A 25,802-nucleotide genomic window follows, 5' to 3' on the forward strand; every position below is an offset into this window, starting at 1 on the left:
GCATCGGCAGCGGCGCACGCGGCAGCGGCCAGGGCGGAGTGGGGCGCTGCGGCAGGTGACGAGCGCCACCTGCGCGCACCGTCCCCGCCGACGTCCGACTTCCCCGCTTGAGAGGACTTCCCCGTGCCCCGTCTCCGCGCTCCGCGCAGCCGCTCCTCCGGCCGCACCCGCGCCGCCCTGCTGGTCGTGTCCGCGCTGCTGTGCGCCGCGGGCTGCGGCTACGGGTCCAAGGCCGTGGAGCACGCCGACCCGGCGGCCGCCGGGGGCCGCAAGGTCGACGGGCTGGACGAGGTGAGGATCGGCTACTTCCCCAACGTCACCCACGCCACGGCGCTGGTCGGACTGCGCTCGGGCGGGCAGATCCCGGAGGAGCTGGGCGGCACCCGGGTGCGCACCCAGGTGTTCAACGCGGGTCCGGCGGCGATCGAGGCGCTCAACGCCAAGGCCGTGGACCTGGCCTGGGTGGGGCCCTCGCCCTCGGTCAACGGGTACACCCAGTCCGGCGGGAGGAATCTGCGCATCGTGTCCGGCGCCACCTCCGGCGGCGCCTCGCTGGTCGTCGATCCGCGGAAGATCGCCTCACTCGGCGACCTGAAGGGCAAGCGCATCGCCTCCCCGCAGTTGGGCAACACCCAGGACGCCGCGCTGCTGCACTACCTCAAGACCAAGGGCCTCACCGTCGACCCGCAGACGGGCGCGGGCGACACCTCGGTACTGCGGCAGGACAACAAGGAGATCCCCACCACCTTCCGGCAGGGCGGCATCGACGGCGCCTGGGTGCCCGAACCGACCGCCTCCGTCCTGGCCGACCGGGGCGGCAAGGTCCTGCTGGACGAGAAGAAGCTGTGGCCGGGAGGGTCGTTCGTCACCACCAACCTGGTGGTGCGCCAGGACTTCCTCCGGCAGCATCCGAAGGCGGTCGAGGCGGTGCTGCGCGGCTCGGTGAGGACCAACACGTGGATCCGTGCGCACCCGGAGGCGGCCAAGGAACGTATCAACCGGGCGCTGCGGCGGGACGCGGGCAAGCCGCTGCCCGGCAAGGTCCTCGACTCCGCCTTCGCCCGGATCGAGGTGACCGACGATCCGCTGGCCGCCACGCTGCGCGAGCAGACCGACCACGCGGTCTCGGCCGGGCTGCTGGAGAAGCCGCGGCTGAAGGGGATCTACGACCTCGCCCCGCTGAACCGGGTACTGCGGCGCGAAGGCCGCCCCACCGTGTCGGACGCCGGGCTCGGAGCGCGGTGAGCGCCCATGACCACCGCAGGAGGTGAGACAGTGACCGCGACCACCACGACGCGCCCCGCAGCGCGGCTCACGCACGTCTGCAAGTCGTTCGGCCCCCAGCAGGTGCTCGACGACATCAGCATCGACGTCGCCGACGGCGAGTTCGTCACCCTGCTGGGCGCTTCCGGCTGCGGCAAGAGCACCCTGCTCAACCTGGTGGCCGGGCTGGACACGCCCAGCGCGGGCGCCGTCGAGGTGCCCGGCGGGCGCCCGGCGCTGATGTTCCAGGAGCACGCGCTCTTCCCCTGGCTGACGGCGGGCGGGAACATCGAGCTGGCGCTCAAGCTGCGCGGGATGCCCAAGGCCGAGCGGCCGGCGGAGGCCGAGCGGCTGCTGGAGCTCGTCCGGCTCAAGGGCGCGCAGCGCAAGCGGGTTCACGAGCTGTCCGGCGGGATGCGGCAGCGGGTCGCGCTGGCCCGCGCCCTGGCACAGGACAGCGAACTGCTGCTGATGGACGAGCCGTTCGCCGCACTGGACGCCATCACCCGGGATGTGCTGCACGAGGAGCTGACCCGTGTCCGGGCGGAGACGAACGTCGCCGTCCTGTTCGTCACCCACAACGTCCGGGAGGCGGTACGCCTGGCGGACCGTGTCGTCCTGCTCTCCTCACGGCCCGGGAGGGTCGCCCGGGAGTGGCAGGTCGGCATTCCGCACCCGCGCCGCATCGAGGACGCGGACGTGGCCGCGCTGTCCGTCGAGATCACCGAAGAGCTCCGGGGGGAGATCCGCCGCCATGGCCGACACTGAGACGCGACCGAAGACCGAGGAAGGGCCGGTGGCGCCGGCTGCCGCTGCGCCGGAGGCGGCCGCCGGCCGCCGGGAACAGCACGACGCGCCCGGCGGGGACCTGGCCGGACTGGAGGCGGGGCTCGACGCGCTCGACACCCGCACCGCGGCCCGCACCCCGCTGCCGGTGCTGCTGCGCCGCAAGGCGCTGCCGCCGCTGGTGGCGGTCGTCCTCGTACTGGGGCTGTGGCAGGCCGCGTTCGCGCTGCAGCTGAAGCCCGACTACCAGTTGCCCAGCCCGCTGATGGTGTGGGACGCGCTGGCCGAGGAGTGGTACAAGGGCACCATCCTGAGCATCGTCTGGCAGAGCGTCTCCCGCGGTGCGCTGGGCTTCGCGGTCGCGCTGCTGGCGGGTACCCCGCTGGGGCTGCTGGTGGCGCGGGTCGGCCCGGTGCGGGCCGCCATCGGGCCGATCCTCTCCGGACTGCAGTCGCTGCCGTCGGTGGCGTGGGTACCGGCGGCGATCATCTGGTTCGGACTGACGGACGCGACGATCTACGCCGTGGTACTGCTGGGTGCCGTGCCCTCCATCGCCAACGGCCTGGTCGCGGGCGTCGACCGGATCGATCCGCTGCACCTGCGCGCGGGCACCGTGCTGGGCGCCACCGGACTGCGCGGCGTGCGGCACGTGCTGCTGCCCGCGGCGCTGCCGGGCTACATCTCGGGGCTCAAACAGGGGTGGGCGTTCTCCTGGCGCTCCCTGATGGCGGCCGAGCTGATCGCCACCTCGCCCGAGCTGGGCGTGGGGCTGGGACGGCTGCTGGAGACGGGGCGCGCCTACCAGGACATGCCGCTGGTACTCGGCGCGATCCTGCTCATCCTGCTGGTGGGCATCGGTATCGAACTGCTCGTCTTCGCGCCCCTCGAGCGGCGGGTGCTGCGCCACCGGGGGTTGCTGCGCTGATGCTCTCCGCACCGTCCCCCTCCGCACCTGCGCTGCTCCTCGTCGCGCACGGGAGCCGCGACGCACGGCACTCCGCGACGGTCGGGGCGCTCGCCGCGCGGGTCCGGCTGCTGCTGCCCGGCGTCCGGGTGGCGGCCTGCTATCTGGACTTCGACTCCCCTTCGGTGCCCGCCGCGCTGGCGGAGCTGCACGCTGCGGGGGTGCGCGAGGCCGTCGCCGTTCCTCTCCTGCTGACCCGGGCCTTCCACGCGAAGACGGACCTCCCCGCGGTACTGGCCGAGGTGGCCGCCGCGCTGCCGGAACTGACCGTCCGGCAGTCGGCGGTGCTCGGCCCGCACCCCCTGCTGACCGCCGCCCTGGAGCGGCGGCTGTGCGCGGCCGGGCTGAGCCCCGGCGACGCGCCCTCGACCGGCGTCGTCCTGGCGTCCGCCGGTTCCTCGGACCCGGAGGCGAGCGCAGTGATCGCCGACATGGCGCGGGAGTGGCGGCGAACCACCGGTTGGTGTGCCGTGCGACCTGCGTTCGCCTCCGCTGCTCGACCCGGTACGGCCGACGCGGTGCGGGAGTTGCGCGCCGCCGGTGTCCGCCGGGTGGCCGTCGCGCCCTACGTGCTGGCCCCGGGCCGACTGCCCGACCGGATCGTGGCCGGTGCCCGGGAGGCCGGTGCCGAGGTGCTCGCGCCGGTACTGGGTGCCGCGCCGGAGGTGGCGCGGGTGGTTCTGGAGCGTTACACGGCGGTCGCCTCCGGCGGGAGCGCGGCGGTCGGCGCCGCGGCCTGATCCGCGACGTATCCGGCGGCGACCGCCGGGCGGGCGCCGCCTCCCGGGCACGCAACAGGCCCGCCGTGCCCCGTGGGGGAAGGGCGCGGCGGGCCTGGAGGTGCGCTTACCCGGAATTCCGGGGTTACGCACGGACAGGGCTCAGAATTGACCGTGAATGTGTGTCACCTGACCACGCGCAGTAGTTTGTTGGGCGTCCCGTCGCCGATACCGGAGAGGGCGCCCTCGGTGGTGCCGTCGAGCAGCGCCTCGGTGACCTGTGCCGGGGTGGCGTCCGGGTGTCCGCTCAGATAGAGGGCCGCGGCTCCCGCGACGTGCGGGGTGGCCATGGAGGTGCCCCACCCGGCCATCTTGGCGGTGTCGTTCTTGTTGCTGGCCGAGACGACATCGATGCCCGGCGCGAACAGGTCGACGCTCTTGCCGTAGTTGGAGAACTCCGTGCGCCGGTCCTGCTGGTCGCTCGCGGCGACGGTGAGGGCCTCCGGCACCCGGGCCGGGGAGGCGGCGGAGGCGTCGCCGCCGTCGTTGCCGGCGGCCACCACGCAGGTGATGTTCGCGTCGACGGCCCGCTCGACGGCCTCGTCCAGCGCATAGTCCTTGAAGCCGCCGATGCTCATGTTGGCCACGGCGGGGCCGCCGTCGTCCTTGTGGTCCTCGATCATCCAGTCGATGCCCGCGACGGCGTCTGCCGTGGTGCCCTTGTTGTCGTCGCCCAGGATGCGCACGGCGACGACCTTCGCCTTCTTGGCGATGCCGTACTCGGTGCCCGCGAGGGTGCCGGAGACGTGCGTGCCGTGGTTGGCGCCGTCCTGCGCGGTCGTGTCGTCGTCCACGGCGTCGTAGCCGTCGACGGCGCGGCCGCCGAAGTCCTCGTGGCTGACGCGTACGCCGCTGTCGACCACATATGCCGTGACGCCTTCGCCCGCGCTGTCGGGGTAGGTGTACTTCTCGTCGAGTTCCGGTGTGGGCTGGTCGACCCGGTCCTGTCCCCAGGACGGCGGCTCGGCCTGGGTCTCCTGGCCGGTGATCACGCGGCTCTGGACGACCTTCGCGACCCTGTCGTCCGCCGCCAGGCGCCGGGCGTCCCGGGCGCTGAGCCCCTTGGCGGACCAGCCGTCCAGCGCGGCATGGTAGGTGTGCTCGACCTTTCCGCCGTACTTCCCGGCGAGGTCGCGGGCCTCGGTGGCGGCCGCGGCGCGGGTACCGGCGGCGGCGTCCCGCTTCAGCAGCACGATGTAGTCGCCCTCGACCGAGCCCCGGGCCCCCGCGCCCAGGACGGTGCCCTCGGGGGGCGCGGCGTCGGCGGGGAGCGTCAGCAGCGTCGCTCCGCCCGCGACGGCGACAGCGGCGCCGAGCGCGACGGATATCCGGCGTTTCGTGTGGCGTGCCCCGTGGTGTGCCATGCCGAGGGAGTCCTCCGAGTGTGCGGTCCGGCGATCCGCGGTGGATCGTTTCGAAACCCTGTCGGATTGCCCGGTGCGGCTCAAGTGACTTGGCGGACTGTGACGCACGACACCGCTTGCCTCGTGGGCCACACCCCCCGGGCCGGCCGCCCAGCCGCGCCCCGGCTCGGACGGCTAGGACACCGGACGGGAGTCGGCCCAGAAGGCGTCGAACTCCTCCCGGTACGTGGGGAAGAGCACGCCCTCGCCCACACCGCGCGCGGACACCGTGCGGCCCGGCCCGCGCAGCACCAGGACCGGCGTCTCCATCCCGCGCGCGCCCCGCAGATACGACTGGACGACCGCCAGTCCGTCCGCGCCGTCCCCGTCCACCAGGTACGCGGTGAACCGCGGGGTCTCGTCGAAGACATGGATCTCGAAGGCCGCCTGGTCGCGCAGTCGGGAGCGCACCCTGCGCATGTGCAGGATGTTGGTCTCCACCGAGCGGGCCAGCTCGCCCTTCTTCAGTCCGAGTTCGCGCTCCCGCCGCTTGACCGCGCTGCTGGCCGGGTTCAGGAACAGCAGCCGCACCCGGCAGCCCGCCTCCGCCAGCCGGACCAGCCGCCGCCCGCTGTAGTTCTGCACCAGCAGGTTGAGACCGATACCGATGGCGTCCAGCCGCCGCGCCCCGCCGAACAGGTCCTCGGCGGGGAGCTGGCGCTGCAGCCGCACCCGGTCGCTGTGCACGCCGACCACGTCGCAGAAGCGGTCCCCCACCAGCTCCTCGACGGCGTCGACCGGCAGCCGGCCCGTCGCGGCCGCCCCCTCGGGCGCGGCCCCCAGCAGTTCCAGCAGCCGCCGGCACATCCGCTCGGCCTGCGCGAGCACCGTCTCGGACAGGGCCCGGTTGCGGGCCACCGCGCTGCGGGCGACCTCCAGCTCGTCCAGCGCCAGCTCCACCTCGCGGCGGCCCTCGAAGTAGGGCTCGAAGCAGGGCCAGTGCTGCACCATCAGCTCGCGCAACTGCGGCAGGGTCAGGAAGGAGATGAGGGTGTCGTCGGCCGGGTCGAGCAGATAGCCCTTCCGGCGGCTGACCTCCCGTACCGCCACGGCCCGCTGCACCCACTCCTGCCCGGCGGGCCCGGCCGCCGCGATCACCCACTCGTGGCCGTGCACCGGTTCGTAGATCGGCCGCAGCACGGCGGCGACCACCGCCCGCATCCGCTGTTCGACCAGGTTCAGCCAGACATACGCCCGCCCGGCGCGCTGCGCCCGGGTGCGTACCTCGGCCCAGTCCTCCTCGCCCCACCCCACGTCCGCGCCGATCTCCATGGGCCGGGCCAGCGGGACAGCGCCGGGTTGCCCGGCGCCTCCCAGGCTCCGGCCGGGAGGTCCCCCCAGGCCGAGCCCGCCGCCCGGATCGTCCGCCGCTCCGGCCTCACCGGCAGGGCCGCCCTCCGGCTCCTCACCGCCGTCGCCTGGGGGGAGTTCAAGCCCTCCCGCGCCCAACTGCGCACCGCCTTCCACACCCGCTCTCGGCCCCCGCTGTTCGATCAAGGAAGACTACTTCGGCCGCCCCCGCGGGTGCACCCGGAACACCTGTCAACTTCCCGTGCTCGTACGGGTGGACGGGGTCCGGCCGGCTCCCGGGGGACGGCTCGGCGGCAGCGGCGGAGGCGGGCGCCGCAGCGCGCGCGACGCAGGGCCCGTGTCCCGCGCCCGGAGCGTGCCGACCGGGCGGCACGACGGCGTCCGCCTGGCTGCGCGCTCCTTCCCGGAATCGGTCCACGCCCCGTCCTACCGCCTCGCGGCTGCTTCGCGCCAGCACCCGGACAGGACCGGTACCAGGAATTCACACCCGCCACGCGCCGCGCCGTCACCGGCGCTCCTCCCGCAGCACACGGAGGAAGGCCTCCGCCGCCCCGGTCGGCTCCGCCCGGCTGAAGGCGATCAGCGGGCGGCGCCACGGAGGCCCGACGGGGACGAGCTGCCGGGCCGGCACGAGGGCGGGGGCCAGATGCTCCGCGACCAGGCAGATACCCGCGCCGGCCGCAGCCATCCGCGCGGCGGTCGTCGCGTGCTCGACCCGCAGCGCCGTCCGCGGCACGAACCCGGCCCGGCCGCAGACCAGATCGACGAAGGGGCGCCCCTCGATCCGGGGCTCCATCCCGCACCGCACCCAGCCGCGGTCGGCCAGCTCCGCCAGGCCGACCGGTACGCGTCCGGCGTCGGAGCCGGCGCGGTCGCACAGCGGGTCGTCCGGCGGCACTGCGAGGACGATCCGCTCCTCGCCGATCTCCCAGCAGGGGCCTGTCCAGGCGTCGTTCCGATAGCCGACGGCGAGGTCGGCGACCCCGCGGGCCATCTGCTCGTACAGGTCGTCCTCCGTCGCGTACTCGCGCAGCCGCAGCGTCACCCGCGGGTGGAGCCGCCGCATCCGCGCCACGGCCCCGGTCAGCACGCCGACCGCGACACCGTGCACGGTGGCGATCTCCAGCTCGCCGCCCTCGGCACCGGCCGCGGCCCGCGCCGCCCGACGGGCCTGCCGCCAGCTACGGACGGCGAGTTCGGCGTCCGGGAGGAAGGCGCGGCCCATGGGGGTGGGCCGCACGCTGCGCGGCAGCCGCTCCAGCAGCGGCCCGCCCACCTCCCGCTCCAGGGCCTTGATCTGGTGCGAGAGCGCGGACTGGGTGACGTGCAGCGCCTCGGCGGCACGGGTGAAGGAGCCCTCCTCGAGGACCGTCACGAGGTACTCCATCTGCCGCAGACTCACAGTGCCCTCCCGCTCTTCGCGGCTCTCTCGCCCGCTCCGCCGCACCCGGGCGTGCGCTGCGGGCCCGCGACGAGAAGCCATGAACATTCTTCATCACGAGCATCGAATCATTGCGTTGGACTCATCGAACCGGCGGCGGAAGCCTGAGGCCATGAGCGGGAACACCACGGATGTCATCGTCATCGGCGGCGGAACGGGCGGATACAGCACCGCACTCCGCGCCGCGCACCTCGGACTCGGCGTCACCCTCGTCGAACGCGACCTGGTCGGCGGCACCTGCCTGCATCGCGGCTGTGTGCCCAGCAAAGCCATGCTGCACGCCGCCGAACTGGTCGACGGCATCGCGGAGGCGCGCGAACGCTGGGGGGTCGCGTCGAGGCTGGAGGGCATCGACTGGAAGGCGCTGACCGCCACCCGCGACGCCATCGTCGCGCGCAACCACCAGGGCGTGGAGGGGCAACTCTCGGCCGCGGGAGTGACCGTGGTGCGGGGCACCGCCGCGCTGACCGGTCCGCGCACCGTCCGGATCGACGCCCCCGGCGAAGCCGGCACCCGGTGGACGGCGCGACGCGGTCTCGTCCTGGCTACGGGTTCCCGCCCCCGGACCCTGACGGGCCTGGAGACCGCCGGGGAGCACGTCGTCACCAGTGACGACGCACTGTTCGCGGCCGAACTGCCGCGGAGCGTGCTGGTACTGGGCGGCGGCGCGATCGGGGTCGAGTACGCCTCGTTCCACCGCTCCATGGGAGCCGAGGTCACGCTGGTGGAGGCGGCGGAGCGGCTGCTGCCGCTGGAGGACGCGGACGTCGGGCGCCGGTTGGCCCGCGCGCTGCGCAAGCGCGGCATCACGGTACTGACCGGCGCCCGGCTCTTGGCCGCCGACCGGGCGGACGACGGGGTCCGGGCGCGGGTGCGGTCGGCGCGCGGCGGGGAGTCCGCGGTCGCGGCGGAGCGGCTGCTGGTCGCCGTGGGCCGGGTCCCGGTCACCGACGGGCTCGATCTGGCGGCGGCCGGTCTGGCGACGGACGCGCGGGGCCATCTGCCGCCCGCCGACTGGGCCACGCTGGAGACCGCCGTTCCCGGTGTGCACGTCGTCGGCGACCTGCTGCCGCCGCCCTCCCCGGGGCTGGCGCACGCCTCGTTCGCGGAGGGGCTGGTGGTCGCGGAGGTACTGGCCGGGCTCTCGCCCCGACCGGTGGACTACGCCGCCGTGCCGCGGGTGACCTACTCGGCACCGCAGACGGCGTCGGTCGGGCTCGGCGAGGAGGCCGCGGCAGCCGCCGGATACGAGACGGCGGTCAACGTGCTGCCGCTGGCCGCCACGGCCAAGGGCATGGTGCACGGCCAGGACGGCATGGCGAAGGTCGTCGCCGAACCGGGCCCCGGGGGCCGGGTGCTGGGGGTGCATCTGGTGGGCCCGCACGTCTCGGAGATGATCAGCGCCTCCCAACTGGCGGTGGGCTGGGACGCGTCACCCGCGGACATCGCCCAGCACATCCACCCGCACCCGACGTTGAGCGAGGCGGTGGGCGAGACCTTCCTGACGCTGGCGGGGCGCGGGCTGCACCAGCACCGGTGAGCCGGGGGCGGAGCCGGCGGCGCGACCCCTGCGCCCGGTCACGGCCGTCGCAGGCCCGCGGGGCTCTCGGCATCCCGGGCGAGAGCCACCTCCGGACCGGGGCCCCTGCCCGGCACGGGCACCGCCTCCGTGCGCCGCTCGGCGCCGGTCGACGAGGGGAGGAACGCCGCGATCCCCAGCCCCAGCAGCGCGGCGCCCGCCGCGATGAGGAACGCCGTGCGGAAGCCGTCCAGGTCGGGCACCCGGGTGGGGCCCAGGGGGATCGACATCCGGGCGAGGACGACGCCGACGACCGCGCTGGAGGTCGAGGTCCCGATCGACCGCATCAGAGTGTTCAGCCCGTTGGCGGCGCCGGACTCGGACGGGTCGACGGCGCCGAGAATGAGTGCCGGCATCGCGGAGTAGGCGATGCCGATGCCCACGCCGATCAGCACGGACAGCACGACCGTCTGCCACACGGCGGCCATCAGCTGCGTCCCCAGCAGATAGGAGGCGGCCAGCACGACCAGCCCGGTCATCAGCGACACCTTGGGCCCGCGCGCCCTGGAGAGCCGCGCGGACAGCGAGGAGACCGCCATCATCGCGAGGCCCATGGGAGCCACGCACAGCCCGGAGACGACCATGGACTGCCCCAGCCCGTAGCCGGTGGCGGCGGGGAGTTGCAGGAGCTGGGGCAGGACGAGGGTGAGCGCGTAGAAGGCGAGGCCGACCATGATGGAGGCGAGGTTGGTCAGCAGTACTTGACGGCGGGCGGTGGTCCGCAGGTCCACCAGGGGATCCGCGGTCCGCAGCTCCAGCATCCCCCATCCGGCGAAGAGCACGGCGGACGAGGCGAACAGCCCCAGCACCGTCGGGCTGGACCAGCCCCAGTCGCCGCCCTTGGAGATGGGCAGCAGCAGTGTCACCAGCCCGGCCGCCAGCCCCAGGGCTCCCAGCACGTCGAAGCGGCCCGGGGCCCGCAGCGGGGACTCGGGTACCAGCAGCGCGACGAGCAGCATGGCCAGCGCGCCGATCCCGGCGGAGCCGAAGAAGAGCATGTGCCAGTCGGTGTACTGCGCCACGTAGGCGGCCAGCGGCATACCCAGCGCGCCGCCCACGCCGAGCGAGGAGCTCATGAACGCCATCGCCGAGCCCAGCCGTTCGGGCGGCAGCGCGTCCCGCATGATGCCGATGCCCAGCGGGATGGCCCCCATCGCGAACCCTTGCACGGCCCGCCCGGCGACCATCGGTACCAGTGCCGAGGTGAGGCCGCACACCAGCGAGCCCAGGACCATCAGGCCCAGGCTCAGCAGCACGATCCGGCGCTTCCCGTACAGGTCCCCGAGCCTGCCCATGATGGGCGTGGCGACCGCGCCCGCGAGCAGCGTCGAGGTGATCACCCAGGAGGCGTTGGAGGTGGAGGTGTCCAGCAGGGCGGGCAGCCGTGCGACGATCGGGACGATCAGTGTCTGCATGACGGCGACGGAGATTCCACCGAACGCCAGTACGGGGACGATCCAGCGCTCGCTCTCCGCCGCCCGTATCGGCCCGCCCGCCCCCGCTGTACTGCTCTCCCCCACGCGTTCCGTCCTCTCCCTGTTGAGCTGTCGAGTCCCTGCCGAAGCGTCCATCGCTGCCGCCGGCGGTGCCGGCAGTCGCGTTCGACCAGCAACATGCAGCGTACAAATGAACTGCCCGGGACCGCCTCGTATTCCGCTGGGAGCCGGGGGCCGGAAAAGCGTTCGACAGGTCAGGGGGAGCCCGGGCCCGGCACCGATCCGTCGCGCCGCCGGGCGCCCACGCCCACCGCGACGATCAGCACGGCCATACCGCCCGTCCCGAAGATGCCGGTCCAACCGAGCCGGGTGATCCGCGCCGTGTCACACACCCGCGTGTGCCACTGCACCGCGGTATTGTCCCATTTGTCCGCACTCCAACTGGCCGGGCTCAGCACCGAGCCGCACTGCACCGGCGGGCGCCTCGCACCTTCCCCGTCCACGGCAGCGGCGTCCCGCGCCTCGATGCCGGTCCACAGCGACAGCCCGGCGGCAACGAGGAAGCCCGCCGCGACGAGCAGCCAGATCAGCGCGGGATGTCCGCCGAGGGGAGCCCGCCACTGTGCGGGGGCTCTCGCCGCTTCGCCGTCCAACTGCAGATGCGCGTGCTCCGCACGCATCGACTTCTCGAATCGCATGAGTCCCCCTGCACGGCGTCCGACGAGTGCCGGGAGCGTACTGCATCGGGGAATCGCGGCCCCTGTCGGCGCCCTGCCGTACGGGAGGCCCCCTCCACGGCAGGGGGCCTCCCGAACGCTGCGGGCATCAGGGCACCCCGGCACTCCGCAACCGGGCTCGGACGTCAGCCCTCGGTGGGCTCCAGCCGCAGGGAGAGGGAGTTGATGCAGTACCGCTGGTCGGTTGGGGTCGGGTAGCCCTCGCCCTCGAAGACGTGGCCCAGGTGGGAGCCGCAGCGGGCGCAGCGCACCTCTGTGCGGACCATGCCCATGGAGCGGTCGGTCAGCAGCTCGACGGCGTCCGAGTCCGCCGGGTCGTAGAAGCTGGGCCAGCCGCAGTGGGAGGCGAACTTGGTTCCGGAGCGGAACAGCTCGGCGCCGCAGGCCCGGCAGGAGTAGACACCGGTGGTCTCGGTGTCGGTGTACTCCCCGGTGAAGGGACGCTCCGTACCGGCCTCGCGCAGCACCTGGTACTCCTCGGGCGTCAGCTCCGCGCGCCACTGCTCCTCGGTCTTGTCGATCTCGTAGGCCATCTCGGCTCCTCAGCGCTGTTCGGGATACGGGCCCGGAGCGGGCCGTGCGGACGTGAGCGTCATTCGGCGAGCCGGGCGAGAATCCGCGGACCCAGCTCCGTGACGTCACCCGCGCCCATGGTGAGAACGAGATCGCCGGGCTCCGCCATTCCCACGACCGCCTCGACCGCCTCGTCCGGGGTGGCCATGGGCCGCACGGCGGCGCCCGCCGCCTGCGCCGCGTCGGTGATCAGCGTGCTGGTCACGCCCGGGATGGGGTCCTCGCGCGCCGGGTAGATCGGCAGCACGACCGAGCCGTCGGCCAGCGACAGCGCCTCTCCCATCTCCTTGCCGAGTTCCTGGGTGCGGCTGAAGAGGTGCGGCTGGAAGACCACCAGTACCCGGCCGTCCTCCGCGCCGCCGCGGATGGCCTCCAGGTCGGCGGTCATCTCGGTGGGGTGGTGGGCGTAGGAATCGATCACCTGGACGCCGCCGGTGAGCCCCTTGAGCTGGAGGCGGCGCTTGACGCCGGTGTAGGAGCCCAGCGCGCGTCCCAGCTCCGCGGCGGGCACGCCGAGCGCCGCACCCGCCGTGAGCGCTGCCACCGCGTTGAGCGCGTAGTGGTTGCCGGGCACCGAGACGTCGAAAGTGAGCTCCTCGCCGTCGAGTACGACGGTGACCTCGCTGGCCAGCCCCCTCGGTGTGATCTTGGGGACCCGTACGTCGGCGTCCTCGGCGACGCCGTAGGTGCGGATGGTGAGCGCGCGGTCGCGTGGGGTGGCGCGCAGCCTGCGGACCAGTTCCCGCGCCCCGTCGTGGTCGGCGGAGACCACGAGGGTGCCGCCGTCCACCACGCGCTCCACGAACGTCTCGAAGGAGGTGTAGATCTCCTCCATGGAGGCGTAATTGGCGTGGTGGTCGAGCTCCACGTTGAGGACGATGGCGACCTCGGGCAGGTATTTGTGGAAGCTGCGGTCGCTCTCGTCCGCCTCCGCGACGAAGATCTCCCCGGTGCCCTGGTGCGCATTGGAACCGGGCCCCTCCAGATCGCCGCCGATCGCGTACGAGGGGTCCAGGCCCAGGTCGGCGAGGCTGACGGCGAGCATCGAGGTGGTGGTCGTCTTGCCGTGCGTGCCGGCCACGGCCAGCGGCCGCAGCCCCGCCATCAGCGCGGCCAGCGCGTCGGCGCGGTGCAGCACCGGGAGCCCGCGCCGGTTCGCCTCGACCAACTCGGGGTTGTCCTCGCGGATCGCGCTGGAGACGACCACCGTCGTGGCGTCCGGCGCCAGGTGCGCGGTGGCGTGCCCCACATGGACGGTCACCCCGAAGCCGCGCAGCGCGTCGGCCGTCGCGGACTCGCGTGCGTCGCTGCCCGCGACCCGCGCACCGCGCACCGCCAGGATCTTCGCGATACCGGACATCCCCGCGCCGCCGATCCCGATGAAGTGCGGCCGCTCCATGGCGGAGGGGAGGGAGGGGGTGGCGGCAGCGGTCATACGGACTTCTCCTGGCTGGCTCGGGCGGGCGCCGCACACGCGCGGGCGCGGCAGACGGGGGACGGCGCAAGCCTATGCGGTGCGGGCCGCCACCTCACGTGAGCCCCGGCCGCTCCGCGCCGGGTGCGCGCCCGCGCCTCCGGGCCCGTGGGCACCGGAGGCGCGGGGGCGGCCGGGCTCACTCCTCGTTGTGCGCGAACAGCTTCAGTACCGGAACGCCCACCTTGTGCCGGGCCCGGGAGGCCCAGTCCCGGTGGAAGAACTCCTCCACCAGGTGCGGAGCGGTCAGCACGATGACCTCGTCGGCCCGGGTCTGCTCCGCGACCGACTTCAGGACGTCCAGCGGGTGGTCCTCGATGATCTGGCCGACCGCCTCGCAGCCCGCGTCTCTGAGGTGCTTGAGGGACAGCTCCAGAGCCTGCTCGGCGGGCCCGACGGCTTCTCCGCCCTCCGGCTCGTCGGCCTCGCGCACCACCTGCTCCAGTTCGCCGAGCGCGACGTCGTCCAGCGCCCGCAGCAGCCGGTCCTGGTCGCCGCGCGGTTGCAGGAGCACGACGAAGGAGACGGTCTCCTCGCCGTGCAGCGTCGTCACCATCTCGGTGTCGGCCGCCACCAGCGGCTTCTCGATCATCAGCACTGTCGTGATCACGACTGGCGCTCCTCCTCCGGTCGGAAAGAAACCCTGCGGCCCCGTACTCCCAAGGGTCCTGCGGTTGTCAGTCTGCCCAGCGACACGAAAAGCGGAACGTCTCATTCCGCAATGCTTCGCGACCGACGGTAGCGGGTGAAGAGGAATCCCTCTTCCTCCAGCACCCCCTCCAGCGCGTACGCGTCGGGGTCGGGCAGCACGGGCCCGTTCATGATCCGCGGAGCGGACCCGGCGACGACCCTGGGTGCGATGGACAGGCACAGTTCATCGAGTACCCCCGCATCGGCGAATTCCCCGAGCAAGGTGGGACCGCCCTCGGTCAACTGCCTGCGCAGCCCCCGGTCCGCGAGCAGGCCCGGCACCCGGGCCGGGTCGGCGTTGCCGCCCTCACCCGCGAAGACCACCTCCGCACCGGCCTGCCGGGCGCGCTCCACCCGGTCCGGCGGCGCGCCGCCCCCGGTGATCACCAGGGTGGGTACGACGGGCTCGGTGAACAGTGGAGCCGAGAAGTCCAGCTCCAGCCCGGCCGAGACCACGGCGATGACCGGTGCGGGCGGCTGTCCGGCGGCGGCGCGCCGCTCGGCGAAGGCCCGGCGCTGCTTGGCGGGCCGGTAGCCCTCCTGCCGCACGGTCCGGGCGCCGACGACCACCACGTCGGCGAGCGCCCGCAGCACGCCGAAGATCCGCATGTCGGCCGGCGAGGAGAGCGGCTGGGAGCGCCCGCCATGGTGGATGGCACCGTCCAGGGAGGCGACCATGTTGCCGCGCAGCCACCGCGCGGCTTCCTCGGCTCCCCCGCCCACCGGCGGATAGGCGTACTCCGCTGCGATCTCCTCGAGGCTCCACTCCGGCGCGGGGGCCGCTGCTCCGGAGGCAGGTGAGGGGGAGACCGGGGCTGTGCGGGATGGGAACAGGCGTTGCATGCGCGCAGTGTGGCACGGCGCACGCCCGGTGAGCGGCACGCCCGCAGGGGTGAGCCGACTAGCATGACAATCGTGTCAACGACCGCAGCGCACATATCCGAGGCCGGCTCCGACTCCCCCGGCGGCGCCCCCGCCGCCCTCACCGCACGCGAGCCGCACGTCCCGGCCGACCAGTTGGTGGCCGAGATGGTGCCGCCGCCGCGCTTCGACAGTGTGCGCTTCGCCACCTATCTCCCGGACCCGGCCCAACCGAGCCAGAGCGAGGCGGTCACGGTGCTCGGCGGATTCGCCGAGAGCCTCGGCGGCGCCGCGCGGACCGGCGGCAGCGGCCCCAGGCGCTGGTTCCGGCGGGCGCCGAAGCAGGCCGCCCCCGCCGGACCCCGGGGTGTGTACCTGGACGGCGGCTACGGCGTCGGCAAGACACACCTGCTCGCCTCGCTGTGGCACGCCGCACCGGCCGCCCCCGAGCGCAAGGCGTTCGGCACCTTCGTCGAGCTGACCAACCTGGTGGGCGCGCTGGGCTTCCAGCAGACCGTGCGCACCCTGGGCGACCACCAGCTGCTGTGCATCGACGAATTCGAGCTCGACGACCCCGGCGACACCGTGCTCGTCTCCAGCCTGCTGGCCAAGCTGGTGGAGAACGGTGTGGCACTGGCGGCGACCTCGAACACGCTGCCGGGCAAGCTGGGCGAGGGGCGGTTCGCCGCCGCCGACTTCCTGCGCGAGATCCAGGGCCTCTCGGCGCACTTCCGCACCCTGCGCATCGACGGCGAGGACTACCGCCACCGAGGGCTGCCGCAGGCTCCCGAGCCGTACGCCGAGGAGCAGGTCACCGGCGCCGCGCGGCGGATACCGGGAGCCTCGCTCGACGACTTCCCGGCGCTGCTGGGCCACCTCTCCCGGGTCCACCCCAGCCGCTACGGCGCGCTGGTCGAGGACGTGCGGGCCGTCTGCCTGACCGACCTGGCGCCGGTTCCGGACCAGTCGACGGCCCTGCGCCTGGTGGTGCTCGCCGACCGGCTCTACGACCGGGAGATACCCGTGCTGGCCTCGGGCGTGCCCTTCGACGAACTGTTCGGCGAGGACATGCTCAAGGGCGGCTACCGCAAGAAGTACTTCCGGGCGATCTCCCGGCTGACAGCGCTCGCCCGCGACGGCGGCGCGCTGGTCGGTGCGGAGGGCTGACCCCGCGGCGCCCCCGCCATGGAGCGTCCCCGCGCCGTGCATACCGTCCGGTGCCCAGTTCGCGCCGGTCGTGTCCTGAGCGCTGTGCGCACACTGGTGCGCGTGGTACACACACTCGGGTCACCTGTCCGCCAACAGGGGAGAGTGCCCGATGCCCACGACCCGACGTCAAGCGCTGGCAAGAACCGGAGCCGCCGGAGCGGCAGTCGCCTTCAGCGGCGCGCTCTCGGAACTGTTCACAGGGACCGCCGTGGCTCAGGCCACCGGCGGCAGCGCGGGCTACGGCCCGCTCGTACCCGACCCCGACGGACTGCTCGACCTGCCCAAGGGTTTCCGCTACAAGGTGCTCTCCCGCGAGGGCGACCCGCTCCGCTCCGGTGAGGGCCCGGTCCCCAGCAACTGCGACGGCATGGCCGCCTTCGCGGGCGGACGCCACGGACACGGCCACCACGGCCACGGCCATGGCAGGGAGCGCACCTGGCTGGTGCGCAACCACGAGAACCGGATGGAGTCGCGGGTCCCGGTCCCCACCGTCGAGGGGCTGACCTACGACCCGGCGGGCGAGGGCGGCTGCACGGTCCTGGAACTGGACGGCGACAACGACGTGCTGGCCGAACGCGTCGGCATCGCGGGGACCTCCACCAACTGCGCCGGCGGGCCCAGCCTCTGGGACACCTGGCTGACCTGCGAGGAGACCGAGTACCGGGCCAGCGAGGAGGGCTACACCAAGGACCACGGCTTCGTCTTCGAGGTCGGCTTCGACCGCCGCCGCCCCACCTCCGTCGAACCGCTCACCGCGATGGGCCGCTTCCAGCACGAGGCCGTCGCCTTCGACCCGCACACCGGCGTCGTCTACGAGACCGAGGACGCCTTCGACGAACCCTTCGGCCTCTTCTACCGCTTCCTGCCCAGGAAGCCCAAGGGCGGCTACGGTTCACTGCACGCCGGGGGCAGGCTGGAGGCCATGCGGGTGCCCGGCGTGCCCGACCTGTCCGCCGTCACCGAGACGGGCACCTCCTTCGACCGGATCGAGTGGGTGGAGGTCCCCGATCCGCTGGCGGCCGAAACCCCCATCCGCCTCCAGGACTTCGGCAAGGGCGGCATCACCCACGCGCAGAAGCTGGAGGGCTGCTACTGGGGCGGCTCCTGCGTCTACTTCGTCTCCAGCTACGCGCGCACGGCTGAGGGTTCGCAGGGCGACCACTTCGGCCAGATCTGGCGCTACGACCCGCGCCGGCGCCGCCTCACCCTCGTCGTGGTCTTCGGCCCCGACACGGACGTGCAGCTCCCGGGCGAGGAGCCGGACAACATCTGCCTGGCCCCCAGCGGCGGGCTGATGGTGTGCGAGGACGGCGCGGGCGCCCAGCACGTCTTCGGCGTCACCCGGCGGGGCACGGTCTACCCGATGGCGCGGGGTGCCCAGAACATCGGCACCCCGGAGGACCCGGCGTGGGGCGAGTTCGCGGGCGTGACGTTCGCGCCGGACGGCCGCACGATGTACGTCAACTGCTACACGCCGGGTACCACCTTCGCGGTAACCGGGCCCTGGAAGCACTGAGCCCGGGCTGCTGAGCCGGTCCCGCATCCGCGGGGGCGGGGGTGCTCCCGGCCGGGAGCACCCCCGCCGCCCGAAGCCGCCGCCCCGGCCGACTCCCCCACCGGCCGCGGACCGCCCGCCGGCGCGCATCCGGCCGCTGGCAGACTGAACGGGTGACCGTTCCAGACACTCCCGACACCGGCCCAGCGGAGCCCGAGCGTTTCGTCCTGCCCCTCGTCGCGCGGATCGAACGCGCCGAGCCGCCCACCCGGACCGACGCGCTGCAGACCGCGGCCCGGGCGGTGCTCACCCTGCTGGCCGATCCGCGCACGACCGAGCCGGCGGGCGAGTGGCACGAGCGGGTGACGCGCTGGGAGGAGTTGCAGATCCGCAAGGTCGTCCGGCGGGCCCGGGGTGCCGAGTGGCGGCGTGCGGAGGAGCTCCCGGGGATCACCGTGTCCGGGGAGGCGGCACAGGTGCGGGTCTTCCCACCGGTTCCGCTGGACGGCTGGCCCAAGGAACTCGCGCGGCTCCAGGTCTCGGGGACGGAGCTGGCGGACCCGCTGCCGCCCGGAGTCCCCGCCCCCGGTACGCCTGTGCTGTGGCTGAATCCGGAGGTGGAGATGTCCGCCGGAAAGGCCATGGCACAGTCCGGCCACGGCGCGCAGCTCGCCTGGTGGCGGTTGGACGCCGCGGAGCGCACGGCGTGGCGGCGGGACGGCTTCCCGCTGGCGGTGCGCCCGGCCCGGGACCGGGCGCACTGGAGCGAGCTGACCGGCGGTGGCCTGCCCGTGGTGCGCGATGCCGGGTTCACCGAGGTCGCCCCCGGGTCCTGCACTGTCGTCGCCGAGCATCCGGCGCTGCGCACCCGAGGCTGAGCCGCCCCACGGGCGCCGCCGGCCCGGCACCGGACCACTGCGGGACCTGAGCCGAGCCGCCGCCCTCTGACGTGCCCCTGACGCGTGTCCCACTGCGGCGGTACGGGCTGTGAAGACCCGTACGAGGGGCGTTCCGCGACACCGCGAGGCGATGCTTTACATCTACGTATGAGCCGCTGAGCATCCGATATGAACGGCGGTGCCCGCGGGCACGGCTGACGGAGCGACAGCGACACCCAGCGGGAGCCCCAGTGCGCGCAGCAGCGATCCCCTCCACCCTCGGTGCCCTGGCCCTCGTACTGGCGCCCGCCGCAGCGGCGGCACCGCCCGGCGGCGACCACCACCGGCCCGGCCGCGCCGCGGAGCCGGCCGGGACCGCGACCGCCGCCGGGGGCCCGGCGGCGGCCGGGGTCGCAGAGGCCGCCGAGGACGCCGCGGCCGCCGGTATCCGGTGGGGGCACTGCCCGGCCGCCGAGCATCTCCCCAAGTCCGTCGAGTGCGGCACCGTCCGGGTCCCGGTGGACTACACGCGACCGGACGGCACCCACCTCTCCCTCACGGTCAGCAGAGCCCGGGCCACCGGAGAGCCGGACCGACGGCTTGGCCCCCTGGTCTACAACCCGGGCGGGCCGGGCGGCAGCGGGATGAGCTTCCCCCTCTACCCGCGCCTGGGCGGGCTGTGGAAGCGCCTCAACGCCCGCTACGACTTCATCGGCTACGCACCCCGCGGTGTCGGCCGCTCCGACCCGCTCTCCTGCCAGGACCCCGAGGAGTTCCTCCAGGGGCCCAACCGCTCCCCCGCACACCCGTCCTGGGCCTTCAAGCAGACCATGAACGAACGGGCCGCCTCCTACGCCGCCGGCTGCGCCGAGGCACAGCCCGACCGGCTGCGGCACTACACCACGCCGAACAACGCCCGCGACCTGGACGTCGTGCGGGCCGCGCTGGGCCGACACCGGCTCAGCTACCTCGGTGTCTCCTACGGCACCTACATCGGCTCCGCCTACGCCACGCTCTTCCCCTCCCACGTCGGCCGCCTCGTACTCGACAGCGTCGTCGACCCGTCCCGCGACAGCGTCTGGTACCAGGCCAACCTCGACCAGAACCGCGCCTTCCAGCGGCGCTGGGAGGACTGGAAGACCTGGGTCGCCCGGCACGAGGACACCTACCGGCTGGGCGCCACCGCCCGGCAGGTGCAGAAGTCCTTCGACGCCGTGCGGGCCGCCGTGGACCGGAAACCCGCGGGCGGGACGGTCGGCTCCAAGGAGCTGCTGGCCGCCTACCTGGTCACCGGGTACGCGGACGCGACCTGGGCGCCGTACGCGCGGGCGCTCTCCGCCTTCCGCAAGGGCGACCCGGAACCGCTGGTGAAGAGGGCCGCACCCGACATGGCGGCGGCCAAGAGCGAGGAGAACGGCAACGCCGTCTACAACGCGGTCGAGTGCCAGGACGCTCCCTGGCCGCGCAACTGGCTCCGCTGGGACCGGGACAACACCGCGACGGCGGCGGTGGCCCCGTTCAACACCTGGGACAACGCCTGGATGAACCTGCCGTGCGCCTACTGGCACACCCGGCCCGCGGAGCCGCTGCGGGTGCACACCGACCCGGGCGAGCTGCCCGGGGTGCTGCTGGTGGCCGCGACCCGGGACGCGGCCACCCCCTACGAGGGCGCGCTGGAGACCCGGCGCCGGCTGGCCGGCTCCTCGCTGGTGACCGAGCGCGGCGCGGGCAACCACGGGGTGAGCGGCGGCAACCCGTGCGTGGACCGGCACATCGAGCGGTACCTGTTCGAGGGCAGGACGCCGGGCACCGACGCCGAGTGCGCGGCGCGGCCCGCGCCCGAACCCGGCTCCCGGCGCGCCGCCAAGCCCGCCTCCAACACCCGGGCCGCCCGCTGAGGACGGGCTACGCCAGCCCGGCGACCAGTTCGGCGACCGGCTTGCGGCGGCCGGTGTAGAAGGGGATCTCCTCCCGCACGTGCCGTCGCGCCTCGGAGCCGCGCAGGTGCCGCATCAGGTCGACGATGCGGTACAGCTCGTCCGCCTCGAAGGCGAGGATCCACTCGTAGTCGCCCAGCGAGAAGGCGGGCACGGTGTTGGCGCGGACGTCGGGGAAGCCGCGGGCCATCTTGCCGTGGTCGGCGAGCATCCGGCGGCGGTCCTCGTCCGGCAGCAGGTACCACTCGTAGCTGCGTACGAACGGGTAGACGCTCACGTAGGCGCGCGGCTCCTCGTCGGCCAGGAACGCCGGGATGTGCGACTTGTTGAACTCGGCGGGGCGGTGCAGCGCCATGTTCGACCAGACGGGTTCCAGCGCCCGGCCCAGCGCCGTGCGGCGGAACCGGTTGTAGGCGTCCTGGAGTGCGTCGGAGTCCTCGGCGTGCCACCAGATCATCAGATCGGCGTCCGCCCGCAGTCCGGAGACGTCGTAGGTGCCGCGGACCACCACGTCCTTCTCGGCGAGCCCGGCGAACAGCTCCTCGACCTCGTCCGCGTATCCGGCCCGGTCCTCGGGCAGCAGGTCGCGCAGCCGGAAGACCGACCAGAGGGTGTAGCGGATGACCTCGTTCAGGTCCTTGGCCTTCTTGCCCGCGTTGGGCTCCTTGTGCGGTGCCTCAGTCATCACTTTCCTCATTCACCGTTATGCAGCGTTGTTCAGCGGTGTCGGCGTCGTTCAGCGGTGCCGGCGTTCGCGTCGCCCGGCTCGGCGGGCCCGGCCGATTCCACTACCTCGTGCGCCGCGCGCCGGCCGCCCGCCACGCAGGCGGGCACCCCCACCCCCTCGTACAGCGCACCGGCCACGGCCAGGCCCGGCACCGCGCCGACGGCGGCGCGGACGGCGGCGACCCGGTCGAGGTGGCCCACCGGGTACTGCGGCAGGCCGCGGTCCCAGCGGGAGACGACGGAGTCCACGGGGCGCGCGTCCAACCCGGTGGCGGCACGCAGATCGCGCAGGGACAGCTCGACCAGTTCGGCGTCGTCCCGCTCCAGCATCCGCTCCTCGCCGTACCGGCCCAGCGAGGTGCGCAGCACGAACAGCGAGGGGTCCTGTGCCGCGACCCAGCTCCATTTGTGCGCGGAGAAGGTCGCGGCCTTGATGGCGCGGCCGTCGACAGGCGGCACCAGAAAGCCGCTCCCATCCGGGACCCGGTCCGCCTCCGACCGCCGGAAGGCCAGTGTGACCAGGGCCATCGAGGCGTACTCGACCTCGTCGAGCGCCGTGGCGGCGGTGGGAGCGTGCGGGGCCAGCAACCGGGCCGCGGCCGCCGCGGGCGCTGTCAGCACGACACCGTCGGCGGGCAGCGCCTCGTGATCGGTCACCGCGAGCCACCCCGGCCCGCCGCCGTCGGCGGCCACCCGGCGCAGCTCGCGCACCGGCGTGTTCAGCCGGATGTCGGCGCCCTGCTCCGCGCACGCCTCGGCCACGGCGAGGGGGAGCCTGCCGACGCCGCCCTCGATCCCCATGAAGACCGGCCCCGCGGGGCCCGGCCGGGCCGCGGCACGGTCCTGCACGGCGCGGACGGCGGCCAGCAGGGAGCGCTCCGCGCGCACGGCCTCGAACAGTTGCGGCACGGCGGCACGCATCGAGATCCGGTGGGCGTCACCGGCGTACACCCCGCCGAGCAGGGGTTCCACGAGCCGGTCGACGACTTCGCGGCCCAGTCGCCGCGCCACATGGCCGCCCACCGACACGTCGTCGCCGACCTCGGTGCGCGGCAGCCTCCCGTCCTCGGCGATCCGGGCCAGCCCCTCGGGCGAGAGCACTCCGCCGAGTGCGGCCGGGTCGCCCGGCACGCCCATCAGGTGGCCCCGGGGCATGGCGCGCACCGCGCCGCGGGTCCAGATCGCTCCTCCGGCGACGGACGGCGGCTGGAGCTGCCCGCCGAGTCCGACGGCGCGGGCCAGCTCCACGGCCTCGGGGCGGCGCGCCAGCAGCGACTCGGCACCCAGGTCGACGGCGGCGGCGCCCGCGATGCTGCCGGTGAGCAGCTTGCCTCCGAGGCGGCCGGCGGCCTCCAGCACGGTCACCCGCCTACCGAGGGCCAGCAGTTGGTGCGCGGCGGCCAGCCCGGAGATTCCGCCCCCGATGACGAGTACGTGCATACGGGCAAGTCTCGCAGAACGGGTTCCGGCGCATAGCGTGGGCCCTGGTAAGGGCAGCAGGTCCGGTGGCGGCACGGCCCGCCCGGTGAGAGGAGTGTCCGCGATGGCGGCAGCGGAGCGGATGGTGGTCGTCGGCGGCGACGCGGCGGGGATGTCGGCCGCGTCGCAGGCCCGCAGACGCCGCGGACCGGAGGAGCTGGAGATCGTGGCCGTTGAGCGGGGCCGCTTCTCGTCCTACTCCGCCTGCGGCATCCCGTACTGGGTGGGCGGTGACGTCACCGAGCGCGACGCGCTCATCGCCCGCTCGCCGCAGGAGCACCGGGCGCACGGCATCGATCTGCGGATGTGCACCGAGGCGGTCGAGCTGGACGCGGCCGGGCAGCGGGTGCGGCTGCGTGACCCGGAGGGCGCTGAGCAGTGGCTGGGCTTTGACCGGCTGGTGCTGGCCACCGGCGCCGTCCCGGTGCGCCCTCCGCTGCCCGGGATCGACGCCGAGGGGGTGTACGGGGTGCAGACGCTGGAGGACGGCCAGGAACTGCTGGACGCGCTGGAGCAGCGCGTCGACGGGACGCACGGCTCGGGACCGGAAGCCGGCGGCCGGAAGCCGAGCGCGGTCGTCGTCGGCGCGGGGTACATCGGCGTCGAGATGGCCGAGGCGTTCGTACAGCGCGGATACGCGGTGACGGTGCTGGAGAAGGCCGAGCAGCCGATGTCCACCCTCGACCCGGACATGGGCCGGCTGGTGCACGAGGCGATGTGCGCGCTGGGCATCGAGACGGTATTGGGCGCGGCCGTCACCGAGGTCCGTACCGACGGGCAGGGGCGGGCCTGCGGCGTGGCGACGGAGGAGGCCGACTACCCCGCGGATGTCGTGGTGCTGGGGCTGGGGGTGCGGCCGGAGACGGAGCTGGCCCGGCAGGCGGGCCTACCGCTGGGGGAGTCCGGTGGACTGCTGACGGACCTGGCGATGCGGGTCCGCGGCCGGGAGGACATCTGGGCGGGCGGGGACTGCGTGGAGGTGCTCAACCTCGTCTCCGGCCGGAACCAGCACGTTCCGCTGGGGACGCATGCCAACAAGCACGGCCAGGTCATCGGCGCCAACATCGGCGGCGACTACGCCACATTCCCCGGCGTGGTGGGCACGGCCGTCAGCAAGGTGTGCGACCTGGAGATCGCCAGGACGGGACTGCTGGAGGCGCAGGCGGCAGCCGCCGGACTGCAATTCGAGAGTGTGGTGATCGAGTCGACGACCCGGGCCGGCTACTATCCCGGCGCCCGGCCGGTTCACGTCAAGATGATCGCCGAGCGCCGGTCGGGGCGGCTGCTCGGTCTCCAGATCGTCGGCCACGAGAACGCGGGCAAGCGCGTGGACATCGCCGCGGTGGCCCTGCACGCCGGTATGACGGTGGAGCAGATGACGGCGCTGGACCTGGGCTACGCGCCGCCCTTCAGCCCGGTCTGGGATCCGGTGCTGGTGGCGGCCCGGAAGGCGGCGGCAGCGGTACGGAAGGACTGAGAGCCGCGGGCCGCCGCGTACGGGCCGGCGCCCTCCCGCGTCCCCTGGCTGCCGGGCCTCCGCGTCACCGGGCCACCGCGCCGCCCCGCCACCGTCGAGAGGGCGCGGGGGGCGGTGCTCCCCCGGCGCTCCGGGGGAAGCATCAGCGGCAGCGGGGCCGGCTCAGCGGGAGCTCTGCTCGTGCACGTACGCCACCAGATCGGTCAGCGCCTCCGGGTCGGTCTGCGGCAGCACCCCGTGCCCCAGGTTGAAGATGTGCCCCTCCAGGCCGCGGGCGGCCCGGAGGATGTCCGCGGCGCCCCGGCGGACGGCCTCCCGCGGCGCGAAGAGCACGGCCGGGTCGAGGTTGCCCTGGATGGCCTTCCCCGGCCCCACTCGGCGTGCCGCCTCGTCCACCGGGACCCGCCAGTCGGCGCCGACGACATCGGCGCCCGCCTGGCCCATGAGTCCCAGCAGCTCGCCGGTTCCCACACCGAAGTGGATGCGCGGCACGCCGTAGCCCGCGACGGCCTCGAACACCTTCGCGGAGGCGGGCAGCACCCGGTTCCGGTAGTCCTCGGGTGCCAGCGCTCCCACCCACGAGTCGAAGAGCTGCACGGCTGCGGCGCCCGCCTCGATCTGCACCTTCAGAAACGCGGCGGTGATGTCCGCGAGCCGGTCCAGCAGGCCGGCCCACAGCTCGGGGTCGCCGTACATCAGCGCCTTGGTGTGCTCGTGGTTCTTCGAGGGGCCGCCCTCGACCAGATAGCTGGCCAGTGTGAAGGGCGCCCCGGCGAATCCGATGAGCGGCGTGGCGCCCAGTTCGCGGGTGAGGATGCCGACCGCCTCGGTCACGTACCCGACGTCCTCGGGCTCCAGGGCCCGCAGCCGCTCCAGGTCGGCGCGGCTGCGGATCGGCTTCTCGACGACGGGCCCGACCCCCGGCTTGATGTCGAGGTCGACACCGATGGCCTTGAGGGGGACCACGATGTCGCTGAAGTAGATCGCGGCGTCCACCTTGTGCCGCCGCACGGGCTGCAGGGTGATCTCGGCGACCAGGTCCGGCCGCATGCACGAGTCCAGCATCGCGATGCCCTCGCGGAGCTTGCGGTACTCGGGCAGCGAGCGTCCGGCCTGCCGCATGAACCACACCGGGGTGTGCGGCACCGGCTCTCGGCGGCACGCGCGCAGGAACGCGGAGTCGAGCCCGGCGTGCGGCGCCGCGTTCGGGGTAGCGGGCGCTCGGGTGTCCCGGGGCGGCGTCGGCGGGCCCTCAGGGCGGTCGTTTCCACTCACGCTCCGAGTCTCCCACGGCCTGATGGGGT

Annotated in this window: 22 protein-coding genes; 10 read left to right on the top strand and 12 right to left on the bottom strand. The window is 73.8% G+C overall.

What is annotated here, in order from left to right:
- Positions 1-123 precede the first annotated feature (123 nt).
- From P2424_RS21070 to P2424_RS21085, 4 genes are read left to right on the top strand one after another with little or no spacing between them, the layout of a single operon-like run.
- Positions 124-1,245, top strand: coding sequence for an ABC transporter substrate-binding protein (locus P2424_RS21070; RefSeq protein WP_276477315.1), 1,122 nt, complete (start codon positions 124-126; stop codon positions 1,243-1,245).
- Between the two features lie 6 nt (positions 1,246-1,251).
- The gene (locus tag P2424_RS21075; RefSeq protein ID WP_276477316.1) at positions 1,252-2,031 is read left to right on the top strand and encodes an ABC transporter ATP-binding protein; all 780 of its coding nucleotides are present in this window, start codon (positions 1,252-1,254) and stop codon (positions 2,029-2,031) included.
- Positions 2,018-2,974, top strand: coding sequence for an ABC transporter permease (locus P2424_RS21080; protein WP_276477317.1), 957 nt, complete (start codon positions 2,018-2,020; stop codon positions 2,972-2,974). Before P2424_RS21075 ends, P2424_RS21080 begins: the two co-directional genes overlap by 14 nt.
- Positions 2,974-3,753: a sirohydrochlorin chelatase gene (locus tag P2424_RS21085; protein ID WP_276477318.1), complete on the top strand. Its 780-nt coding sequence runs from the start codon at positions 2,974-2,976 to the stop codon at positions 3,751-3,753. The genes P2424_RS21080 and P2424_RS21085 overlap by 1 nt, the downstream gene beginning before the upstream one ends.
- Positions 3,754-3,917: 164 nt before the next feature.
- Here P2424_RS21085 and P2424_RS21090 read toward each other — a convergent pair whose 3' ends face one another.
- From P2424_RS21090 to P2424_RS21100, 3 genes are all read right to left on the bottom strand, one after another.
- Positions 3,918-5,156 (bottom strand): S8 family peptidase, encoded by a 1,239-nt coding sequence (locus P2424_RS21090; protein ID WP_276477319.1) that lies wholly within the window; start codon positions 5,154-5,156, stop codon positions 3,918-3,920.
- A 174-nt stretch (positions 5,157-5,330) separates the two neighbouring features.
- Positions 5,331-6,662, bottom strand: coding sequence for an SAV2148 family HEPN domain-containing protein (locus tag P2424_RS21095; RefSeq protein WP_276479056.1), 1,332 nt, complete (start codon positions 6,660-6,662; stop codon positions 5,331-5,333).
- A gap of 349 nt (positions 6,663-7,011) precedes the next feature.
- Complete coding sequence (locus P2424_RS21100; RefSeq protein WP_276477320.1) at positions 7,012-7,908, bottom strand: LysR family transcriptional regulator; 897 nt, start codon at positions 7,906-7,908, stop codon at positions 7,012-7,014.
- Positions 7,909-8,059: 151 nt separating this feature from the next.
- Between P2424_RS21100 and lpdA the strand changes: the two genes are divergently transcribed.
- On the top strand, positions 8,060-9,487 hold the full coding sequence (gene lpdA / locus P2424_RS21105; RefSeq protein WP_276477321.1) for a dihydrolipoyl dehydrogenase: 1,428 nt from the start codon (positions 8,060-8,062) through the stop codon (positions 9,485-9,487).
- A gap of 38 nt (positions 9,488-9,525) precedes the next feature.
- Here lpdA and P2424_RS21110 read toward each other — a convergent pair whose 3' ends face one another.
- From P2424_RS21110 to P2424_RS21135, 6 genes are all read right to left on the bottom strand, one after another.
- Complete coding sequence (locus tag P2424_RS21110) at positions 9,526-11,010, bottom strand: MFS transporter (protein WP_276479057.1); 1,485 nt, start codon at positions 11,008-11,010, stop codon at positions 9,526-9,528.
- Positions 11,011-11,216: 206 nt separating this feature from the next.
- Positions 11,217-11,660 (bottom strand): hypothetical protein, encoded by a 444-nt coding sequence (locus tag P2424_RS21115; protein ID WP_276477322.1) that lies wholly within the window; start codon positions 11,658-11,660, stop codon positions 11,217-11,219.
- Between the two features lie 164 nt (positions 11,661-11,824).
- Positions 11,825-12,232 carry a peptide-methionine (R)-S-oxide reductase MsrB gene (gene msrB, locus P2424_RS21120; RefSeq protein WP_276477323.1) on the bottom strand — a complete coding sequence of 136 codons (408 nt, stop codon included), beginning with the start codon at positions 12,230-12,232 and terminating at the stop codon, positions 11,825-11,827.
- A gap of 59 nt (positions 12,233-12,291) precedes the next feature.
- Complete coding sequence (gene murC, locus P2424_RS21125) at positions 12,292-13,707, bottom strand: UDP-N-acetylmuramate--L-alanine ligase (protein WP_276477324.1); 1,416 nt, start codon at positions 13,705-13,707, stop codon at positions 12,292-12,294.
- Between the two features lie 178 nt (positions 13,708-13,885).
- Positions 13,886-14,356, bottom strand: coding sequence for a hypothetical protein (locus P2424_RS21130; RefSeq protein WP_019358861.1), 471 nt, complete (start codon positions 14,354-14,356; stop codon positions 13,886-13,888).
- 101 nt (positions 14,357-14,457) lie between these two features.
- Positions 14,458-15,279 carry a pyrimidine reductase family protein gene (locus tag P2424_RS21135; RefSeq protein ID WP_276477325.1) on the bottom strand — a complete coding sequence of 274 codons (822 nt, stop codon included), beginning with the start codon at positions 15,277-15,279 and terminating at the stop codon, positions 14,458-14,460.
- Between the two features lie 72 nt (positions 15,280-15,351).
- On the opposite strand from P2424_RS21135, the gene zapE reads away from it, so the two are divergent.
- The 4 genes from zapE (at position 15,352) to P2424_RS21155 (ending at position 20,777) form a co-directional block, all read left to right on the top strand.
- Positions 15,352-16,464 (top strand): cell division protein ZapE, encoded by a 1,113-nt coding sequence (gene zapE / locus P2424_RS21140; protein WP_276477327.1) that lies wholly within the window; start codon positions 15,352-15,354, stop codon positions 16,462-16,464.
- 151 nt (positions 16,465-16,615) lie between these two features.
- Positions 16,616-18,022: an alkaline phosphatase PhoX gene (locus P2424_RS21145; protein WP_276477328.1), complete on the top strand. Its 1,407-nt coding sequence runs from the start codon at positions 16,616-16,618 to the stop codon at positions 18,020-18,022.
- A 152-nt stretch (positions 18,023-18,174) separates the two neighbouring features.
- A complete protein-coding gene (locus P2424_RS21150) occupies positions 18,175-18,879 on the top strand; it encodes a peptidyl-tRNA hydrolase (RefSeq protein WP_276477329.1) in 705 nt (234 codons plus the stop codon).
- A 251-nt stretch (positions 18,880-19,130) separates the two neighbouring features.
- Positions 19,131-20,777: an alpha/beta hydrolase gene (locus tag P2424_RS21155; protein ID WP_276477330.1), complete on the top strand. Its 1,647-nt coding sequence runs from the start codon at positions 19,131-19,133 to the stop codon at positions 20,775-20,777.
- 7 nt (positions 20,778-20,784) lie between these two features.
- Here P2424_RS21155 and hemQ read toward each other — a convergent pair whose 3' ends face one another.
- Positions 20,785-21,501 (bottom strand): hydrogen peroxide-dependent heme synthase, encoded by a 717-nt coding sequence (gene hemQ, locus P2424_RS21160; RefSeq protein ID WP_276477331.1) that lies wholly within the window; start codon positions 21,499-21,501, stop codon positions 20,785-20,787.
- Positions 21,502-21,533: 32 nt separating this feature from the next.
- Positions 21,534-22,982: a protoporphyrinogen oxidase gene (gene hemG / locus P2424_RS21165; RefSeq protein WP_276477332.1), complete on the bottom strand. Its 1,449-nt coding sequence runs from the start codon at positions 22,980-22,982 to the stop codon at positions 21,534-21,536.
- Between the two features lie 103 nt (positions 22,983-23,085).
- Here hemG and P2424_RS21170 point away from each other — a divergent pair, with 103 nt between their 5' ends.
- A complete protein-coding gene (locus P2424_RS21170) occupies positions 23,086-24,498 on the top strand; it encodes an FAD-dependent oxidoreductase (RefSeq protein WP_276477333.1) in 1,413 nt (470 codons plus the stop codon).
- A gap of 162 nt (positions 24,499-24,660) precedes the next feature.
- Here the strand turns inward: P2424_RS21170 and hemE are convergent, their stop codons facing one another.
- Entirely contained in the window at positions 24,661-25,668 is a 1,008-nt protein-coding gene (gene hemE / locus P2424_RS21175; RefSeq protein ID WP_276479058.1) for a uroporphyrinogen decarboxylase, read from the bottom strand.
- Positions 25,669-25,802: the final 134 nt, after the last annotated feature.

Source organism: Streptomyces sp. WMMB303, from assembly GCF_029351045.1.
Taxonomy (GTDB): domain Bacteria; phylum Actinomycetota; class Actinomycetes; order Streptomycetales; family Streptomycetaceae; genus Streptomyces.

Bases quoted from the DNA above. Each gene is read 5' to 3' on its own strand.
- msrB (WP_276477323.1), bottom strand. From the start codon at position 12,232: ATGGCCTACGAGATCGACAAGACCGAGGAGCAGTGGCGCGCGGAGCTG.
- P2424_RS21080 (WP_276477317.1), top strand. From the start codon at position 2,018: ATGGCCGACACTGAGACGCGACCGAAGACCGAGGAAGGGCCGGTGGCG.
- P2424_RS21135 (WP_276477325.1), bottom strand. From the start codon at position 15,279: ATGCAACGCCTGTTCCCATCCCGCACAGCCCCGGTCTCCCCCTCACCT.
- P2424_RS21085 (WP_276477318.1), top strand. From the start codon at position 2,974: ATGCTCTCCGCACCGTCCCCCTCCGCACCTGCGCTGCTCCTCGTCGCG.
- P2424_RS21170 (WP_276477333.1), top strand. From the start codon at position 23,086: ATGGCGGCAGCGGAGCGGATGGTGGTCGTCGGCGGCGACGCGGCGGGG.
- P2424_RS21115 (WP_276477322.1), bottom strand. From the start codon at position 11,660: ATGCGATTCGAGAAGTCGATGCGTGCGGAGCACGCGCATCTGCAGTTG.
- hemQ (WP_276477331.1), bottom strand. From the start codon at position 21,501: ATGACTGAGGCACCGCACAAGGAGCCCAACGCGGGCAAGAAGGCCAAG.
- murC (WP_276477324.1), bottom strand. From the start codon at position 13,707: ATGACCGCTGCCGCCACCCCCTCCCTCCCCTCCGCCATGGAGCGGCCG.
- P2424_RS21075 (WP_276477316.1), top strand. From the start codon at position 1,252: ATGACCACCGCAGGAGGTGAGACAGTGACCGCGACCACCACGACGCGC.
- lpdA (WP_276477321.1), top strand. From the start codon at position 8,060: ATGAGCGGGAACACCACGGATGTCATCGTCATCGGCGGCGGAACGGGC.
- hemG (WP_276477332.1), bottom strand. From the start codon at position 22,982: ATGCACGTACTCGTCATCGGGGGCGGAATCTCCGGGCTGGCCGCCGCG.
- P2424_RS21090 (WP_276477319.1), bottom strand. From the start codon at position 5,156: ATGGCACACCACGGGGCACGCCACACGAAACGCCGGATATCCGTCGCG.
- P2424_RS21145 (WP_276477328.1), top strand. From the start codon at position 16,616: ATGCCCACGACCCGACGTCAAGCGCTGGCAAGAACCGGAGCCGCCGGA.